This window comes from Noviherbaspirillum galbum (assembly GCF_010974945.1).
In the GTDB taxonomy this organism is placed as follows: domain Bacteria; phylum Pseudomonadota; class Gammaproteobacteria; order Burkholderiales; family Burkholderiaceae_D; genus Noviherbaspirillum; species Noviherbaspirillum galbum.
Map to the genome: position 1 here is coordinate 188,427 of NZ_JAAIVB010000037.1, position 15,082 is coordinate 203,508.

Annotated in this window: 13 protein-coding genes; 2 read left to right on the top strand and 11 right to left on the bottom strand. The window is 66.5% G+C overall.

Annotated features, from left to right (window positions below; translation table 11 throughout):
* Window positions 1-135: 135 nt before the first annotated feature.
* The 10 genes from G3574_RS11340 to G3574_RS11385 all read right to left on the bottom strand — a co-directional run bounded on the left by G3574_RS11340 (window position 136) and on the right by G3574_RS11385 (window position 10,164).
* A complete protein-coding gene (locus G3574_RS11340) occupies window positions 136-705 on the bottom strand; it encodes a DUF4337 domain-containing protein (RefSeq protein WP_163963111.1) in 570 nt (189 codons plus the stop codon).
* Window positions 706-713: 8 nt separating this feature from the next.
* Window positions 714-1,211: a dihydrofolate reductase gene (locus G3574_RS11345; protein WP_163963112.1), complete on the bottom strand. Its 498-nt coding sequence runs from the start codon at window positions 1,209-1,211 to the stop codon at window positions 714-716.
* A gap of 78 nt (window positions 1,212-1,289) precedes the next feature.
* Window positions 1,290-2,084 (bottom strand): thymidylate synthase, encoded by a 795-nt coding sequence (locus G3574_RS11350; RefSeq protein WP_163963115.1) that lies wholly within the window; start codon window positions 2,082-2,084, stop codon window positions 1,290-1,292.
* 22 nt (window positions 2,085-2,106) lie between these two features.
* A complete protein-coding gene (locus tag G3574_RS11355; protein WP_163963117.1) occupies window positions 2,107-2,643 on the bottom strand; it encodes a cytochrome b/b6 domain-containing protein in 537 nt (178 codons plus the stop codon).
* 24 nt (window positions 2,644-2,667) lie between these two features.
* Window positions 2,668-2,943: a PepSY domain-containing protein gene (locus G3574_RS11360; RefSeq protein ID WP_163963119.1), complete on the bottom strand. Its 276-nt coding sequence runs from the start codon at window positions 2,941-2,943 to the stop codon at window positions 2,668-2,670.
* Between the two features lie 109 nt (window positions 2,944-3,052).
* Complete coding sequence (locus G3574_RS11365) at window positions 3,053-3,976, bottom strand: sterol desaturase family protein (RefSeq protein WP_163963121.1); 924 nt, start codon at window positions 3,974-3,976, stop codon at window positions 3,053-3,055.
* Window positions 3,977-4,068: 92 nt separating this feature from the next.
* Window positions 4,069-5,862 (bottom strand): ABC transporter transmembrane domain-containing protein, encoded by a 1,794-nt coding sequence (locus tag G3574_RS11370; protein ID WP_163963123.1) that lies wholly within the window; start codon window positions 5,860-5,862, stop codon window positions 4,069-4,071.
* Window positions 5,859-6,962: a lipocalin-like domain-containing protein gene (locus G3574_RS11375; RefSeq protein ID WP_235953302.1), complete on the bottom strand. Its 1,104-nt coding sequence runs from the start codon at window positions 6,960-6,962 to the stop codon at window positions 5,859-5,861. The genes G3574_RS11370 and G3574_RS11375 overlap by 4 nt, the downstream gene beginning before the upstream one ends.
* Before the next feature lie 11 nt (window positions 6,963-6,973).
* Window positions 6,974-9,508 carry an FtsX-like permease family protein gene (locus tag G3574_RS11380; RefSeq protein WP_163963125.1) on the bottom strand — a complete coding sequence of 845 codons (2,535 nt, stop codon included), beginning with the start codon at window positions 9,506-9,508 and terminating at the stop codon, window positions 6,974-6,976.
* Complete coding sequence (locus G3574_RS11385; protein WP_163963127.1) at window positions 9,505-10,164, bottom strand: ABC transporter ATP-binding protein; 660 nt, start codon at window positions 10,162-10,164, stop codon at window positions 9,505-9,507. The genes G3574_RS11380 and G3574_RS11385 overlap by 4 nt, the downstream gene beginning before the upstream one ends.
* A 175-nt stretch (window positions 10,165-10,339) precedes the next feature.
* Between G3574_RS11385 and egtD the strand changes: the two genes are divergently transcribed.
* Together egtD and egtB are read left to right on the top strand one after the other, a co-directional pair.
* Window positions 10,340-11,290 carry an L-histidine N(alpha)-methyltransferase gene (gene egtD / locus G3574_RS11390; RefSeq protein ID WP_235953304.1) on the top strand — a complete coding sequence of 317 codons (951 nt, stop codon included), beginning with the start codon at window positions 10,340-10,342 and terminating at the stop codon, window positions 11,288-11,290.
* A gap of 22 nt (window positions 11,291-11,312) precedes the next feature.
* Window positions 11,313-12,563 (top strand): ergothioneine biosynthesis protein EgtB, encoded by a 1,251-nt coding sequence (egtB, locus tag G3574_RS11395; RefSeq protein WP_163963129.1) that lies wholly within the window; start codon window positions 11,313-11,315, stop codon window positions 12,561-12,563.
* A gap of 414 nt (window positions 12,564-12,977) precedes the next feature.
* On the opposite strand, the gene G3574_RS11400 is transcribed toward egtB, so the two are convergent.
* Window positions 12,978-15,002 (bottom strand): alkyl/aryl-sulfatase, encoded by a 2,025-nt coding sequence (locus G3574_RS11400; RefSeq protein ID WP_163963130.1) that lies wholly within the window; start codon window positions 15,000-15,002, stop codon window positions 12,978-12,980.
* Window positions 15,003-15,082 lie beyond the last annotated feature (80 nt).

The window sequence follows — 15,082 nt, forward strand, 5'->3', positions numbered from 1 at the left end:
GCGGTCCTGCGGTGAGAGGAAGGCTTGAGGAGGGGTTGCGGTGGTTCTGAGGAGGGAGGCCGGGCGCATGGACGATCGACGATCATGCCCGGCCTTCACGCGCTGCCGGCCTCCCTTCGAAGGAAGCGTGCCGGGTCAGATATGCATCGCGGCCAGCACGGCCAGCAGGCCGCCGACGCCTGCCACCCCGATGGAGCCGTATTCGAGCCACTTCTTGCGGGTCAGGAGGGCGATTGCGGCGAGCGAAATGGCGATCTGCACCGCGGTCATGGCCTGCGCCCAGCGGTGATGGAGATGCATCTGCTGTTCGGCCTGCTCATCCCAGTCGGCCGATGCCTTTTCCAGCTTTTCCGCGTCGGTCTTGATGTCGTTCTTTTCCTTCTTGTAGCGCTCGACTTCCGCCTTGTACTTTTCGACTTCGACGCCCGGCAGCGCCATGGCCAGTTCGGAGAGGTTCTGCTTGCTGGACTTCGACTGGTAGTAGTTCCACTGGTTCGACGCCTCGGTCTTCTTGATCGCGGCGTTGTTCTTGTAGAGCGCGGCGCGGTTCTGCGTATCGCCCGCCATGTAGCCGAAGAGAGCGCCGACGGTCGCGAAAACCGCGGTCATGACAGCGATCTGACTGGAAAAGCTGTCGCCGCCGTGCGCGGCGTGTTCTACCTCGTGATCATGAGGGCCATGTACATGAAAGCCTGTTCCTGACATATCTGCTCCTAAACTCTTTCAAGGGTGACGAATGCGTAGTCGAATCCATTCAGGTCCGAATGATACTTCTCGCGCGTCACTTCTTTCCACTCTCCCGGTTCGATTTTTGGAAAAAAAACGTCACAGTCGAATGCCCGTCCGATCTCGGTGACGACCAGGCGTTGCGTGATTGGCATCGCCTCCCGGAATATCTGCTCGCCGCCGATCAGGCAGGAGGGCGTGTCGCCCACCAGCGCCACCGCTTCCTCTACCGAGTGCGCCACCTCCACGCCCTCGCGCGTCCAGCCGGCATTGCGGGTGACGACGATGTTGCGCCGGTTCGGCAGCGGCTTGCCGATGGAATCGAAGGTCTTGCGGCCCATGATGACCGGGTGGCCGATGGTGGTGCGCTTGAAATGCGCCATGTCCTCGGGCAGGCGCCAGGGCAGCTTGTTGTCGATGCCGATGCCGCCGTTGAGATCCATGGCGACGACGGCGGTGAGATGGGGGGTGTGGGATGTGGTCAAGTGGTTGCCTACTGCCGGATTCGCGGGAATGACAAGGTACGAAGCGCGGCCTTTTGATGAGTTAATTGTTAGGCCGCATCAAACCGCCACCGGCGCCTTGATGTGCGGATGCGAGACATACCCGGTGATCTCGAAGTCCTCGTACTTGTAGTCGAAGATGGAATCCGGCTTGCGCTTGATGACGAGCCTGGGCAGCGGATGCGGCGCGCGGGAAAGCTGCTCGCGCACCTGGTCCATGTGGTTGGAATACAGGTGGCAGTCGCCGCCGGTCCAGACGAAGTCGCCCACGTCCAGCCCGGTCTGCTGGGCCATCATGTGGGTCAGCAGCGCGTAGGAAGCGATGTTGAACGGCACGCCGAGGAAGATGTCGGCGCTGCGCTGGTAGAGCTGGCAGGAGAGCTTGCCGTCGGCCACGTAGAACTGGAAGAAGGCATGGCAGGGCGGGAGCTTCATCTGCGGGATGTCGGAGACGTTCCACGCCGATACGATCAGGCGCCGCGAATCCGGGTTGTTGCGGATCTGGTCGACCACCTGGGCGATCTGGTCAATGTGCTTGCCGTCCGGCGCCGGCCAGTTGCGCCATTGATAACCGTAGATCGGGCCGAGGTTGCCGTCGGGGTCGGCCCATTCGTCCCAGATTGAGACGCCGTTTTCCTTCAGGTATTTGGTGTTGGTCGACCCGGCGAGAAACCAGATGAGTTCGTGGATGATCGACTTCAGATGGAGCTTCTTGGTGGTGACGAGCGGGAAGCCTTCCTGCAGGTCGAAACGCATCTGGTAGCCGAACACGGAACGCGTGCCGGTGCCGGTGCGGTCGGTCTTTTCGGTGCCATGCTCATACACATGGCGCATGAAGTCGAGGTACTGGCGCATGGAGTTCCTTGGAAATGTTGCGCTATTCTACCGTTTCGTCCGCGGCCGGTGTGCCCGCTTTCTTCCTGCCGGTGACCATGGCGCGCGGCAGGTTCTCGCGGTGCGCGAAGCTCATGGCGAGCACGGCGCAGACATGCATCCCGGCGCAGGCCAGCAGCAGGTAGGCGAGTGCGGCGTGCAGCGCTTCCAGCCAGGACTCGCCCCAGAAGGCGTCGAGTCCCATCATCCAGCCGGTCACGCCCATCGCCAGCACCAGCAACCAGATCGTTGCCGCCATGGCGGCCCCGGCGGGATTGATGCCGAGCGTGCGCTTCGCCTGGCCCCGCAGGCTGGCCCGCACATAGGCCAGGATGCCGGGAAACCCCGGCCACCAGCGGCGGAAGCCGGCATGTCCGCGAGAGACGCAGCCCCAGAGCAGGCGTGTGGCGACGAGGCCGGCGGCGGTGTAGCCGGCATAACGATGCCACGCCGTGCCGTCCTCGTTGAGGAAGTTGCCGAGAACGAGGGCCGCCAGCGTCCAGTGGATGACGCGGACCAGTGGATCCCAGACGAGGATCATGGCGACGGTGCGGCCGGGTGCGGCTTACTTCTCGATTTCTGACTTGACCACGTCCAGGGTCTTGGTGTCGAAGTAGATCTCGACCTTCTTGCCCTCCTTGTTGTGGCCATAGATCTCGTAGCAGTTGCCGTCGACCTTGAACTTGCGGATCTTGTAGCCGGCGGCTTCGAGCTGGGCCTTGGCATCGGATTCCTTCATCCATTCCGATTTCGGGTGGGCGGTGCACTTGGCGCTGGCGAAGGCGCCGCCGGAAACGATGAGCAGGATGGCGGGGAGGGCGGAAACAAGCTTGGCGCGCATGGAACGGTCCTTTCAAGGTGGGATGCTTGAAAAGATTCTATCACGCGCAAATGCGAATCATTCCCAAAAACCCTGAGGGTGGCTCAACTTTTCCCGGCGGCAAACCGGTTCAGGCGTGTTCGGCCTGATTTTCGGTCCGTGCCTTGGTTCGCGGCTGAGCGTCGCGGCGCGCCCGCAGTTCGGCGGTCGTCGTTCCCGCGCCGTCCGGCGACCAGCCCGGCGGCATGAAAAGATGGCCGAGGACGGCGCGCAGGCTGCGCGCGCCGCGGAGGTCGCGCGCCAGGGCCATCCATTCGAAGAACTCCACCTTCAAAAGGTTGTTGGTGCGCAGCGGATGAACCAAGCCGTAGATACACGGCTGCCTGTCCTGTTCCGGCACGTAGGTGCCGAACATGCGGTCGAAAATCAACAGCACGCCGCCATAGTTCGCATCAAGGTAATCCAGGTTGGAGGCGTGGTGCACCCGGTGCGCGGACGGAGTGTTCAGGATGCCTTCCAGCCAGCCCAGCTTCGGGATCCAGGTGGCATGGATCCAGAACTGGTAAAGCAGGTTCAAGGAGAGCGTGGCGAACACGATGCGCGGGTCGAACCCCAGCCAGATCAACGGCGCGAAGAAGAGCGAGACCCCGCTCAGCTTGCCGGCGAAGCCGATGCGGATCGCGGTGGACAGATTGAGTTCGTTCGGCGAGTGATGGACCGCATGATTGCACCAGAACCAGCGGACCCGGTGCGCCGCGCGGTGGAACCAGTAATAGCAGAATTCCTGGCCGATGAAGAGGGCGAGAATCGCCAGCGGTCCGTCGAGCGCGACGGGTGAGAGGCGATGCAGGTAGGCCCAGCGCACGGCGAAGGTGGCGATGGAAAAGGGAATGAAGATGTTGGCGGCAATGCGCAGCACCATGTCCAGCGTGGACACGCCGAAGGCGCCCCAGTCGTAGCTCCGCTTGCGTGACAGCACGAACGCCTCGATGAGGGCGCAGGCCAGCACGGCGGGCGCGGCGTACATCAGCAGGAATTTGTCGATGGGATGCATGCGTCGCTCCGAAGTGGCACGGGCCGGTCAGGTGTCAACGGCGATGGTAACGTCTGGCGCTCCGGCAGGCAATCCCGCGGCGCGGGACGGCGTCACAAGCCGTGGCCGGTCGTGAACTGCAGCGCGGCCAGGCTGGCATACAGCCCGCCCTGGGCCAGCAGGCTGGCATGGTTGCCGGCTTCGATGATGCGTCCGTGTTCCATGACGATGATGCGGTCGGCGCGCTGCACCGTCGCCAGCCGGTGGGCGATGACGAGCGTGGTGCGTCCCTGCATCGCCGCTTCCAGCGCGCCCTGCACGAGGCGTTCCGACTCGGCGTCGAGCGCGCTGGTGGCCTCGTCGAGCAGCAGCAGGGGCGGGTTCTTCAGCAGGGCGCGGGCGATTGCGATGCGCTGGCGCTGGCCGCCGGACAGCCGCACGCCGCGTTCGCCGAGGAAGGATGCGTAGCCTTCCGGCAGGCGTTCGATGAACTCGTGCGCGGCGGCCAGCTTCGCCGCCGCGACGACCTCGGCGTCGGTCGCGTCCGCCCGGCCGTAGCGGATGTTCTCCATGGCATTGGCGGAAAAGATCACCGTATCCTGGGGCACGATGCCGATCGCGCCGCGCAGGTCGTCAAGCGCGAGCCTGCGGATATCCATGCCGTCGAGCAGGATGTCGCCCGATTGCGGGTCGTAGAAGCGCAGCAGGAGCTGGAACAGCGTGGTCTTGCCCGCGCCCGAGGGACCGACGATGGCGACGGTCTCGCCCGGGGCGACTTCCAGCGCCAGGCCGTCGAGGGCCGCGGTCTGCGGCCGCGATGGATAGTGGAAATTCACTTGCCGCAGGGCGAGCGCCGCGCCGTTGGCCGTGCGCCGGGGCAGCGCCTCAGGGTTAGTCGGCGAGCGGATCGGCGATTCCACGGCGATGAGCTCCAGCAGGCGTTCCGCCGCGCCCGCCGCCCGCTGGGCTTCGCCCATCACCTCGGATAGCGCGCCGATCGCGCCTGCCACGATGGAGGCATACAGGATGAACTGGCCGAGCTCGCCGGTGCTCATCTGGCCCTTGACCACGGTGTGCGCGCCCAGCCACAGCACGAAGACCACCGCGCCGAAGGTCAGCAGGATGGCGATCGCCGTCAGCAGCGCCCGCGCGCGGATGCGCTGCATGGCGGTGCCGAAGGCACGCTCGACGGTGGCGCTGAAGCGCTGGATCTCCTGGGGCTCATGGGTGAAGGCCTGCACCGTCGGCATGGCGTTGAGGATCTCGCCCGCGACGGCCGACGCATCGGCGACGCGATCCTGGGAATCGCGCGACAGCTTGCGCACGCGCCGGCCGTAGATGACGATGGGCAGCACCACCGCCGCCAGCAGCACGATGATGATGGCCGACAGCCGGGCGCTGGTGACGAACAGCATCACCAGCCCGCCTGCGAACAGCAGCGCGTTGCGCAATGCCATCGAGATGCTTGTTCCCACCAGCGCCTGGATCAGGGTGGTGTCGGTGGTCAGGCGCGACAGGACTTCGCCGGTCTGGGTGGTTTCGAAGAACTGCGGGCTCTGCATCACCACGTAGCGGTAGATGGTCTGGCGCAGGTCCGCGGTGACGCGCTCGCCCAGCCAGGACACCATGTAAAAGCGCGCGGCGGTTGACACCGCGAGCACGCAGGACACGCCGAACAGGGCAAGGAAATAATCGTCGATATGCGCGGTGTCGCGCGCGCCGGGCGTGAAGCCGACGTCGATCATCTGCCGGAAGGCATAGGGAATCGCCAGCGTCGCGCCCGCCGCCACCAGCAAGGCGATCGCTGCCATCGCGAACTGCTTGCGGTAGGGCAGCAGGAAAGGCATCAGGCCCCGCAGCATGGCGAGGGTGCTCTTGCGCGGAGTTGATGGCGCGTCCCGGCTCATAGCTTGAGCGGCTTGACGTAGCCGGTGAGTTCGAGATAGCCCGCGCCGGCGCGGCGGCCGTCGCGCTCCACGGCGATCGCGCCTTCCCAGTAGACCGAGCCGGTGGACTGGCGGGAATCGAGTTCCTGGTCGTCCTGCAAGGGTGCAAGCCGCCAGCTCATGTCGCCCACCTTGAGGATGAACTCGACGGGGTATTCCGCGCCGGTGCGCGGCGAACGCCAGCGTCGCTGCGGCAGGAACGCGACGTCGCCGGGCCCGTGGTTGGCGATCTCGCCATTGCGCGAACGCATCGTGGCGTGGGACCAGACCGTGCCGCCGTCCTTGCCGCGGATGCGGAAGGCCATCAGCGCGCCGCCGTCGTCGAGGTTGATGCCCGTCCAGTCCCATCCGGTGGCATCGGCGTCGAGCACGCTGGTGGACCATTCATGGTCCAGCCAGGCGGTGCCGGTCACCTCGACGGGCTTGCCCTGGCGCGACACGGTTCCCGACACCCGCAGCTGCGGCTCGCTGTAGTAGTAGCTCGCCTGTTCCGGGCGCGGGCCCTTGCGCGAGTATCCCTGTTCGCCTTGCAGCAGTACCGGCTGCGTTGGCGCCAGGTTCAGCGCCAGGCTGAATTCGCGGCCCTCGATGCGGGCTTCGTAGCGGCCGTCCTGCCGCACGAAGCGCCACGGGCCGAGCTTGACGTCGCTGTCGCCGACGCGCGCCTCCGCCAGTCCGAAGCCTTGCCGCGCGCTTTTCTGGTCGTGCAGCAGCTTGCCCAGCGCCGGATCGGACAGCGCGGCGTGCGCGATCACGAGCTGGCGGGGCGCGAAGCGGCTCGGATTGGCGGCATCGTGCTCGGTGGCGGAACGGAAGAACGTGACCTGGAAGCCGAGCGGCTTGCCGTCCGGCTGCTGCAGCCAGCCGGTGACGTACCACCACTCGGTGCGGAAGTCGGGATGGGCGCCGAAGTCCCTTGGAAACGACAGGGGACGGCCGGGCTCGACCGCCTGGAACCGGGGCGGCGCAGCCGGCGCGAGCCCGGGCCATGACGCCAGCAGGCAGGTCATTGCCAGCAGCGGCGCGAGGCGGCGCAGCGCGTTGCGCATCGAAACCATCATGCCTTGCATCATCACCAGTCCTCCCTGACGGCGCGCACCGCGTCGCCCGACACCGCGAACCTGCCCGACACCACCGCCGTCGCGCAGGCCGATGCCAGCAAGGCCATCGCTACCGTGCCCAGCAGGGGCCAGGGCAGGTGAAGGCGCATGGTCCAGTGGAAGGACTGCGGATTGACCACGAAGATGAGGATCAGGCTGATGGCGCCGCCGAGCACGAATCCGACGAGGATGCCGAGCAGGGCGAGCAGCCCGCCTTCCGCCGCCAGCATCGCCAGGATCTGGCGGCGCGTCACGCCGAGATGGCGCAGCATGCCGAATTCCTTGACGCGCGCGAGGGTCTGCGAGGAAAACGTGGCCGCCACGCCGAACAGGCCGATCACCATCGCCACGCCTTCCAGCAGGTAGGTGATGGCGAAGCTGCGGTCGAAGATGCGCAGGCTGATGGCGCGGATCTCGCCGGGCTGGGCGAACTCGAGGGTGGCGCCGAAAGGCAGCTTGCGGATGGCGGCAATGACCTGCTCTACGGTGGCGCCCTTGTCCAGCCAGAGGGAAGTGTCGTTGATCACGGTGTCGCCGGTCAGGTGGCGATAGTCCTCGAGCTGCATCTGGATGGCGCCCGCCTGCCGGGCATAGTCGCGCCAGACGCCGGCGACGATGCATTCCGTTCCGCCCGCAAGCGGCAGCACCACCCGCTTGCCGACGGCGTAGCCGTAGAGGTCCACCATGGCTTCGGATACCCAGATCGGCACGCCGCGCCAGGCGTTTGGCGGCAGGGTCTCGCCGGTCAGCGGCAGGGTCTTGCCCGGGTCGACGCGGTTGATCGGCCGCCCGATCAGCGCCACCGCCGGCCGGGCCGGATCGAGGGTGAGCTGGTTGACGCGCAGGAATTCGGCGCGGGCCACGCCCGGCGCCGCGGCAATGGCCCGCTGCTGCTCCGCGGACAGCCCGGCGGAGTTTCCCGCGGCCGCCACCCGTGCGTACAGGTCGGCGGCGAGCACCTGGCCGAGCCAGTCGTCGACCGAGACGCGGAAGCTCGCGACCATGATGGCCATTGCGACCATCAGCGAAAAGCTCGAAAGCACGCCGCCCAGCGCGATCGACGCCTGGTTGGGGGCGTTCGCCAGCCGGCCCAGCGTCATGGTGCCGAGGGCGGTGGCGGCGGCCCGGCTGCGGGCGAGCAGGGAAAACAGCGACGATGCCATGCGCGGCATGAGCATGATGCCGCCGACGAGCAGCAGGGCCACCGCGAGATAGCCGAAGATGGGCAGTTCGCTGACCGGAGGCAACTGGGAAAACGCCGTGCCGGTGGCGAGCAGGGCCAGGCCCGGCCAGGGCGAGGCCAGGCGCGAGAGGACGCTGTCCTCGCTGCCGGATTTCAGCGCCTGGGCGGGACGCGCGCGGGCGGCTTCCAGCGCCGGGCTGAGGCAGCCCGCCACCGCCACGCCTGTGCCAAGCAGGAAGAAGACCGTGGCCGCGACCGGCAGGAACTCCACCGACGGCTGGATGCCGGGGAAATAGCCGCCGCCAAGGTCGCCGCCGAAGAAGCGCAGGGCGAGGGCGGCCATGCCGTATCCGGCCGCGATGCCCAGGGCCGAGCCGAGCACGCCGAGGCTGCCGCCCTCCATCAGGATCTGCCGCATCACCTGGCCGCGTCGCATGCCGACCACCCGCAGCAGGGCAAGCTGGCTGCGCCGCCGGATCACCGACAGGGCCTGCGTGGAAAACACCAGGAAGGCGCCGGTGAACAAGGCCACGAGCGCCAGCACGTTGAGATTGACGCGGTAGGCGCGCGACATGTTGGCGGTACGCGCTTCCTGTTCCCGCGGTTCGCTGACGAGATAAGCCTTGCCAAGGTCGCGGTGCAGATCCTCGCTGAAGCGCTTGCGCGAGACGCCCTCGGCCAGCTTGATGTCGATGCGGGACAACTGGCCCAGCCTGCCGAAGCGCCATTGCGCCGCGGCGATGTCCATCACCGCAAGCCGTTGCCCGGGGCGCGCGCCGAGCAGGCCGCCGGCCACCCGCAGCGTCACCGTGCCGCCCACCGACTGCAGGCGCAGCGGATCGCCCCGGCGCACCGCCAGCCACTCCATCGCTGCCGGCGAAAGAAAGATGGCGTCGTCGGCGAGGGCGTCGAATGGCCGGTCTTCCGCCGGCACCCCGATCAGGTCGGGCGCGATCGCTGCCGCGCGGAACACGTCGATGCCCAGCAGTTTGAGGGCGCCCTGCCTGCCGGGCACCGCGGCGTCGATTTCGACCACCGGACTGGCCACCGCCACGTCCGGACGGCTTGCCAGCGCCGGGTAGACCGACTCGTCGAAACTGGCTTGCGCGGTGCGCAACTGCAGGTCGGCCTGCCCGGACAGGCTGCGCGAGGCGGCCGAAAACTCGTCGTAGGCGGCGGCATTGATGAGATGGATGGCAAAGCCGAGCGCCACGCCCAGCGCGATCGCCAGCAGCGCGACCGCGGCCCGCACCGGATGGGCGCGCCATTCGCCGAGCGTAAGCCAGCGATGCAGGAGCCAGGGCGTGCGGGCGGCGGGTTTCATGCGGGATGCAGGCCTTCCCGGGTCAGCATGAGTACGCGGTCGGCGGTGTCGGCCGCCGCCGGCGAATGGGTAACGATGATCGCCGTGGCGCCATTCGACTTGATCTCGTCGCGCAGCATGCTCAGCACCACATGGGCGGTGTCCGGGTCGAGATTGCCGGTGGGTTCGTCCGCCAGCAGCAACATGGGCTTGTGCACCAGGGCGCGCGCGATCGCCACGCGCTGCATTTCCCCGCCGGAGAGTTGCCGCGGGAAATCTTGGTCGCGCCCCTGCAGGCCGAGCGCGCCAAGCATGGCTTGCGCGCGCTGCATGGCCGGCCCGTGGCCCGCGCCGTTGAGCAGCAGCGGCAGGGCAACGTTTTGCGCCAGCGTAAGATGGGGCAGCACGTGGAAGGCCTGGAACACGAAGCCGAAGCGCTGCCGGCGCAGTTCCGTGGCTTCGTCGTCCTGCAGCGCGCCGATGTCCACGCCGCCGATCAGGATCTCGCCCGAATCGGGACGGTCGAGGCCGGCGATGAGATTAAGCAGGGTAGACTTGCCCACGCCGGAATCGCCCATGATGGCCACATACTCTCCGTCGGGTATCGTATAGTTGAGCCGGGTCAACACCTGGCGGCCGCTGGCATACGATTTGGAAACGTCCCTAAGCTTCAGCATGGTCGGATTTGGAGCCTGATTGAGCGTGCCGGCAAACTCCGGCCATGGTCACGGGTCAGAAAGCGTATTTGGTTATTTGTTTCGTTAGTCCGGCTTGTTAAGCATCAATGGCTGGAAAGGGAGCACACCTATGATAGACGGATCGCCTGTCCAACCCGTTCCTGAAGGAATCAGCTTGTCCTACGGATTCATTCAACTCTACCAGCAGAACGACGACGCCGTGCGCGCCGAACTGCGGGAGGGGCTCCTCGACGAACACCCCTGGATTTCTCCGAAGTACCTTTACGACGCGCTCGGCTCCAAGCTGTTCGCGGCGATCTGCGCGCTGCCCGAATACTATCCCACGCGCACCGAGCAGGGCATTCTCCAGGAAAACATGCGCGCCATCGGCAAATCGGTCGGACGCGGCGTCACGCTGATCGACCTCGGCGCCGGGGATTGCGCCAAGGCCGCGAAGCTGTTCCCCGCCCTGCAGCCGGCGCAATACGTGCCGGTGGACATTTCGGTGGAGTACCTGCGCGAGGCGGTGTCCGCGCTGCAATGCCTGCATCCGCAGATACAGATGAACGGCATCGGCATGGATTTCTCCGGCAGCCTCGACCTGCCGGACGAGGTGCGGCGCGAGAAGCGGCTGTTCTTCTATCCCGGTTCCTCCATCGGCAACTTCACGCCCGAACAGGCTGCCGCCTTCCTCGGCAACGTGCGCGATGCCTGCGGGCGGGACGGCGGCCTGCTGATCGGCGTCGACCTCATCAAGGACCCAGGCATCCTGGAGCCCGCCTACGACGATGCCATCGGCCTGACCGCCGCCTTCAACCTCAACATGCTCCAGCATCTCAACGTGCTGCTGGGCGCCGACTTCCGGCCGAACGACTGGCGCCACCGCGCCCGCTTCCATTCCGGGCACGGCCGCATCGAGATGCACCTCGAGGCCCGCAGCGAGGTCCAGGTCCGTTGGAACGGCGGCGGACGCCTCTTCCACGAGGGACAATGGATCCATACCGAAAGCAGCTACAAGTACACCCGCGAGGCCTTCCTCGCGATGCTGGAACGGGCCGGCTTCGGCGAGGTGCGCTGCTGGACCGATCCGAACAACTGGTTCCTGGTCTGCCACGCCAGGGCCTGACGACCGACACAGGCTCGCCCCCATGACGCAGAACGACATCGATCTCATCGCGCGTTTCCAGGCAGTCCGCCAGCACACCGTATCGCTTGCCGAACCCTTGTCTCCCGAGGACTGCTGCGTGCAATCCATGCCGGACGCCAGCCCGGTGAAATGGCACCTTGCCCACACCACCTGGTTTTTCGAAACCTTCATCCTCGAGACGGAAGAGCGCCATTTCCGGCCCTTCCATGCGGCGTTCCGCGTGCTTTTCAATTCCTATTACAACGGCGTCGGCGACAAGCATCCGCGGCCGCAGCGCGGCATGCTGACCCGTCCCGCGCTCGGCGAAGTGCTGGCCTACCGCCGCAACGTCGACGAACGGATCACGGCCCTGCTCGATGCCCGCCCGGACGACGCGCTGCGCGCGCTCGTCGAGACAGGACTGCAGCACGAGCAGCAGCACCAGGAGCTGATCCTCACCGACGTCAAGCACATGCTGTCGCACAACCCCTGGTGGCCTGCTTATTCCGAAGCCGGCTTCGGCGAGCAGCACACGGCGCCCGGCCTGCGCTGGCTGGCGTTCGAGGGCGGTGTCGTGGAGATCGGCCATCCCGGCAACGGCTTCTGCTTCGACAACGAACTTCCGCGCCACCGGCAATTTGTCGAACCGTATTCGCTGGCCTCCCGCCTCGTCAGCAATGACGAATACCTTGCCTTCGTCGAGGACGGCGGCTACCGGCAGGCGGCGCTCTGGCTGTCCGAGGGCTGGGATTGGGTGCAGGCCAACCGGCTCGCGCATCCCCTGTACTGGCGGGAGCGCGACGGACGCTGGGAAGAATTCACGCTGCACGGCGCCCAGCCGCTCGACCCCGGGCGTCCGGCTTGCCACCTCTCATGGTTCGAAGCGGATGCGTATGCCAGGTGGGCTGGCGCGCGTCTGCCGACCGAGGCGGAATGGGAACATGCGGCGCGGCGGCAGGAAAGCTCCGGCGGCGAGGCGAACGATGGCGTTGCCCGGGGTCTGCATCCGCGCGCCGTGCGTGACGGTGGCGATGACCTGTTGCAGCTCTTCGGCGCAGCGTGGCAATGGACTTCCAGCAGCTATGCGGCTTACCCCGGGTATGCCCCGGCGGCGGGGGCGCTTGGGGAATACAACGGGAAGTTCATGAGCAACCAGTATGTGCTGCGTGGATCGTCCTGCGCGACGCCGCGCGGGCATTCCCGGGTGGAGTATCGGAATTTCTTTCCGTCGGGGGCGAGGTGGCAGTTTAGCGGGGTGAGGCTGGCTCGGTAGGGTGCGGTGGAGCGGTTGAGGGTGGGGTTCGGTAGGAGTAAAGAGCGGTGTTGATTTTGCCAGCGATGTCAATCATTTTCTTTGCTCGCGACCGAAGCCCATCCCCACCCTAACCCTCCCCTTGAAGGGGAGGGGACAGAGCGGAAGGTGCTTGAGACGACGGATGTGCTGATTCGTCTGCGGATTCATGCTTCCCGTCGTCGGGACAAGCTCGAGCCATGCCGATGCGGCAAGAGGTCGACCCGGCAAGTCCCCACGGAGTGGGAGACGTAGGCGGGTCACCGGAGAGACGTGCGCAAGCGCAGCAGAAATGGGATCCCCGCCTGCGCGGGAATGACAGCGCGTTGTCGGGCTGCCGGCGCGTTGCGAGGGCAGCGCGGACGCCAAAGCCCTGCGGACTTACCGCCCACCCAATCACCGCCCCGTCACCGGCGTGACAATCTCAAACGCCGGCGCAAAACTATCCAGCATCCCGAACAACCCCGCAAACGCCTCCGGATTGCCGGCAACCGTCACCAGCCCCTGCTGAACCGCATCCTTCAGCGTCGTCCGCCCCGTGCTGATCTGATCAAGCACCGCCTTGGTCAGCGTCACCGCCGCGGTTGGCTTGTCATAGGCGAAATCGGCAAGATAGGTCAGCGCGCCATTGCTGAGGTTCATGCCGTATCGTTCCCCCAGGTCGGTGAAGTTCCAGTTGAACGTCATCGCCTTGCCCGCGGCCTTGTCGGCATTCAGGCGCACGGCAAGAAAATCCATGAACATCGGCACCGTCAGCGCCTGCACGAGGTCGGCGGAGGCCGTGCCCTTGCGGGCGAGGGGCGAGACGCCATTGCGTAGTTCCTGGGCGCCGCTGAGGTAGGCATTGCGCCAGGTGCTGTTTTCCGACTGGTAGCCCAGCTGTTCGAGGGCATTGGCCTGCAGTTCGCGCGCCGCGCGGTTCTGCGGGTCGGCGAACACGAGCTGGTTGCCGATCTGCGCCACCCAGCGGTAATCGCCCTGCGCGTAGGCGGCGCGGGCCTTCTCGAGCACCGCATCCGGGCCGCCCATCCAGGCGATGGTCTTGCGCGCCGCATCGGCTGGCGGCAGCGGGTTCAGGTTGGCGGGATTGCCGTCGTAGTAGCCGAGGTAACGCTGGTAGACGGCGCGCACGTTGTGGCTGATCGAGCCGTAGTAGTCGCGCGCATGCCATTGGCTGGCGAGCGGTTCGGGCAGCCGCTGAAGGCGCTCGGCGATTTCCATCGGGGTATAGCCGTGGTTGAGCAGGCGCAGCGTCTGGTCGTTGAGGTAGGCGTACATGTCGCGTTGTTCGGCGAGGAGGCGGGAAACCCGCTCGCCGCCCCAGGTCGGCCAGTGATGCTGGCCGAGCATGACCTCCGACCTGCCGCCGTAGCGCCGCAGGGTTTCGCCGAGGTAGTAGGACCAGAGCTTGGCGTCGCGCACCTTGGCGCCGCGCAGCGTCAGCAGGTTGTGCTGGGTGTGGACCGCGTTCTCGGCGATGCACAGCGCCCGCATGCCGGGGAAGTAGAGGTTCATTTCCGCCGGCGCCTCGGTACCGGGCGTGAGCTGGAATTCGATGTCGACGCCGTCGATCCGGCGCGCCTCCACCGGCTTGCTGATGAGTTCGTTGGGGGCGATGAGGGTGATCGTGCCGCGCGACAGGCCCTTGCCGAGGCCGGCATCCACCTGGCCGGCAGGATTCTTCGGCAGCAGCGCCCCGTACATGTACTGCGCGCGGCGGCTCATGGCATTCCCGGCCAGCACGTTCTCGCTGACCGCTTCTTCCATGAAGCCTGCCGGGGCGATCACCTTGACCTTGCCCGATGCCGCGTCTGCCTCGCTGATCACTCCCTTCACGCCGCCGAAATGGTCGACATGGCTGTGGGTGTAGATCACGGCCGCGACCGGCTTGCGCGGACGGTGCTGGAAATACAGCGCAAGGCCGGCCTGCGCGGTCTCGGCGGAGAGTAGCGGGTCGATGATCAGCAAGCCGGTGTCGCCTTCGACGATGGTCATGTTGGACAGGTCGATGCCGCGGATCTGGTAAAGGCGGTCCGCGACCTTAAACAGGCCCGCCGCATTGTTGAGCCGCGCCTGGCGCCAGAGGCTGGGGTTGACCGTCGGCGGCGCGTCCGGCGCGGCTTCGAATGCGTAGGCATCGCGGTCCCAGACCACGTGGCCGTCCGCGGCGCGGATGGCTTCGGTGCCGAGCGCGGCGATGAAGCCGCGGCTGGCGTCTTCGAAGTCTTGACGGTCGCCGAACGGCAGGCGTTCCAGCCATGCCTTGTTGGATTGGACGGTGGCGGGTTCGGCTGCCCGCGGTCCGGCCTGCGGTTCCGCCGCGCCCGCCGGGAAGGCGGCGAACATCATGGCAAACAATGCGATGGGCGCGATGGCGCTCAGGCGGCGCGCGACCGGGCGGCGGGTGGCGGACTTGGGCATGGGATCTCCGTGTGCTCTAGGAATGCAGCCGGCACGTGGATGCCGGCACCTGGCACTATGGAGCGTGAGACCCGCAAAGT